Consider the following 3,196-nt stretch of genomic DNA (forward strand, 5'->3'; position numbering starts at 1 on the left):
TAAGCAGTAAATATGTTTTTCATCTGCATGTATCTTGGTTCATTAAGCGAATCAATTGCAGTCAATAAACATGGAGTCTGTACTTCAAGCACTTCATATCCATCTTCAAGAGCTTTTCTTATTTTAAGATTTTTCCCATCAAATTCTACATTTTCAACATAAGTTACCTGTGGAAGATTAAGACTTTCAGCGATTCCAGGTCCTACCTGTGCAGTATCTCCGTCAATTGCTTGTCTTCCTGCCATTACAATGTCATAATCAAGCTTTGCTATTGCACCTGCAAGAGTTCTTGAAGTTGCAAGAGTATCAGATCCTGCAAAAGCTCTGTCTGAAATAAGTATTGCATCATCAGCGCCCATTGCTATTGCTTCCTTAAGTGCAACTTCTGCCTGTGGTGGTCCCATTGTAATAACTGTTACATTTGCACCATGCTTATCCTTAAGGCGTAAAGCCTCTTCAATTGCATTCTTATCATCCGGATTGATTATTGATGGAACTCCGTCTCTGATAAGTGTTCCTTTTACCGGATCTATCTTTACTTCATTTGTATCTGGTACTTGTTTTACGCAAACAACTATATTCATATCTTTATTCCTCCCAATTATCTAAACATGTTTCCTGAGATAACCATTCTCATAACTTCGTTTGTTCCTTCATAGATCTGAGTGATTTTTGAATCTCTCATCATTCTCTCTACTGGATAATCCTTGATGAATCCGTATCCACCGTGCATTTGTACACAGTTTGTTGTAACTTCCATTGCACAGTCTGATGCAACCATCTTGGCCAATGCTGCTGATTCAGCATATGGCTTTCCATTATTCTTGTCCATTGCAGCCTTGTATACAAGATATCTTGCCTGCTCGATTTTAGCTTTCATGTCTGCCATTCTGAATTGAAGATACTGGAACTTGTGAATTGCTCTTCCAAACTGCTTTCTTTCTTTCATATATGCTATAGTGTGGTCCATTGCTCCTTCTGCTATTCCAAGAGCCTGTGCAGCAACACCAATTCTTCCGCCGTCAAGAGTCTTCATAGCAATACCAAATCCTTTTCCTTCTTTTCCCATAAGGTTTTCAGCAGGTACTACACAGTCTTCCATTATAATTTCACCAACTTGAGCTGATCTTATTCCCATCTTGTCTTCAATTTTTCCTATTGAAATTCCTGGGAAAGCCTTTTCAACTATGAAAGCTGATAATCCTTTAGTTCCTTTTGATCTATCAGTCATGGCAAATATTACAAAAGTATCTGCTATAGGACTGTTTGTAATGAAACATTTTTGTCCGTTTAGTATATAATTGTCTCCATCCTTAACTGCTACAGTTCTAACTCCTGCTGCATCAGTTCCGGCTCCCGGCTCTGTAAGTCCGAATGAACCTATCTTTCTTCCTGTACAAAGATCCGGAAGATATTTCTTCTTCTGATCTTCAGATCCATAAGTGCTTATTGCTGACATATTAAGAGATGTCTGTACAGAATATGATATACCTACTGAAGCATCAACCTTTGATATTTCCTCTACTGCAAGGATATATGAAAGATAGTCTCCGCCTGCTCCTTCATACTCTGTTCCGAAAGGAAGGCCAAGTAGTCCTATTTCACCCATTTTCTTGTACTGGTCTATTGGAAACACGCCTGTCAAATCTGCTTCTGCTACTTGTGGCTCCAATTCTGTTTGTGCAAATTCTCTTACTGTTTGAACAACCAATTGTTGTTCTTTACTTAGATCAAAATTCATTTTTTCCTCCTGTGTGAATCATACATAATTACTATTTCTATGTCCCTATAATAATACATTGTTAAACTATGTACAATATCGCACTTTTTAGTTATTATGTACCAAAATGGATATATAGTTACCATTTGTATACTTACTTACAAAAATCATACTTTAACTATAGAAGCCCATATTTTCAACGTTTATGTCCATATTTTTAAAAAACCATGCTTTTTTTTTATGTTTTTTGACATGAAAAAACTCGATATTTTACTGATTATTTATATATTTTTTTTGGAATAAATAGATAAAAACAAAATAAATCGTTATTTTTTTATCATTTATATAATTCAAATAGGAATCATATAGCTGTCACAAGTCAAAATTCCACAGTATAGTAGATACAAAAAAGACCTATCTAAATTAGATAAGTCTTTATATATGGATGCTAAAATCCATCCTATTACCATATGAAGTTTATATATTCAATTTAATATGTAATCAAATCGCTGTTTTTTATGTCCGTTACAAACATGTATCCAGGACCATGGGTTATTGCAAATGGTATTTTGCTCTGCCTCAATGCATTTTGTGGTGTAACTCCACAGGCCCAGAATACAGGAACTTCGTCCTCTTCTATTCCCACAAAATCACCATAGTCCGGTTTTGTTATATCTTCTATTCCTATTTCTGAAGGATTTCCAATATGCACAGGTGCACCGTGAACCTGTGAGAATCTCGATGTTATCATTACAGCTTTTGTAACATCCTTTGATTTTATAGGTCTCATTGAAACAACAGTATTTCCGCTGAAAACTCCGCTGTCTTCTAGTTTTATGTTTGTATCATACATGGCAACATTGGCTTGTTTCTCCATATGAGGAATTCTAATACCTTCCTTGACCAGCTCTGATTCAAAGGTGAAGCTGCAGCCAATAATGAAGGATACAAGGTCATCCCTGTGGTAATTATCAACATTGTCAATATTAGAAACCAGGTTGCCGTCCTTGTATATATTGTAGTTTCCTATATCAGTATATATATTTGAGCCTTTTGCAATTTTTCCCAAATATTTTTCACCTGGATCCGATACATAAAGAAGAGGGCAGGGCTTTGGATTTCTGTATGCAAAGAGCAAAAAGTCATAGGCATATTCCTTTGGCAAAATCACCAGATTTGCCTGGGCATATCCTGAAGCCACCCCCGAAGTAGGCATTATAAATTCCCTGTTTCTTATAAGTTTTCTTATGGTTTCAGGTGCTGCATTAAAATAGTCCATCCTAAACCTCCACAACTTTTACATTAAATGATTTATTGTTGAAGCCAAGATTGAATCTTCTGACTTCGTTTATTTTGTAATATCCATAGTCAAGACTGCTTTTCCATTCTTCAATGGTTTTATTGACTTTTTTCCATGCAGTAATTGCTTCTTCAACTGATACTGCTTCAAATTCAACTGATTCCTGAGGTTTCTTC

4 protein-coding genes are annotated in these 3,196 nt (G+C 35.8%); all 4 read right to left on the bottom strand.

What is annotated here, in order from left to right; translation table 11 throughout:
* The coding region (locus AC3AX0_RS10070) for an electron transfer flavoprotein subunit beta (protein ID WP_487550161.1) at nucleotides 1-584 on the bottom strand (584 nt) is incomplete at its 3' end.
* Between the two features lie 17 nt (nucleotides 585-601).
* Nucleotides 602-1,741 carry an acyl-CoA dehydrogenase gene (locus AC3AX0_RS10075; protein ID WP_487550162.1) on the bottom strand — a complete coding sequence of 380 codons (1,140 nt, stop codon included), beginning with the start codon at nucleotides 1,739-1,741 and terminating at the stop codon, nucleotides 602-604.
* A 469-nt stretch (nucleotides 1,742-2,210) separates the two neighbouring features.
* Nucleotides 2,211-2,999 (bottom strand): putative hydro-lyase, encoded by a 789-nt coding sequence (locus AC3AX0_RS10080; protein ID WP_487550163.1) that lies wholly within the window; start codon nucleotides 2,997-2,999, stop codon nucleotides 2,211-2,213.
* 1 nt (nucleotide 3,000) lies between these two features.
* A partial coding sequence (locus tag AC3AX0_RS10085; RefSeq protein ID WP_487550164.1) for a hypothetical protein occupies nucleotides 3,001-3,196 on the bottom strand: 196 nt, incomplete at its 5' end.

It is taken from the genome of Dethiosulfatibacter sp., assembly GCF_983023055.1.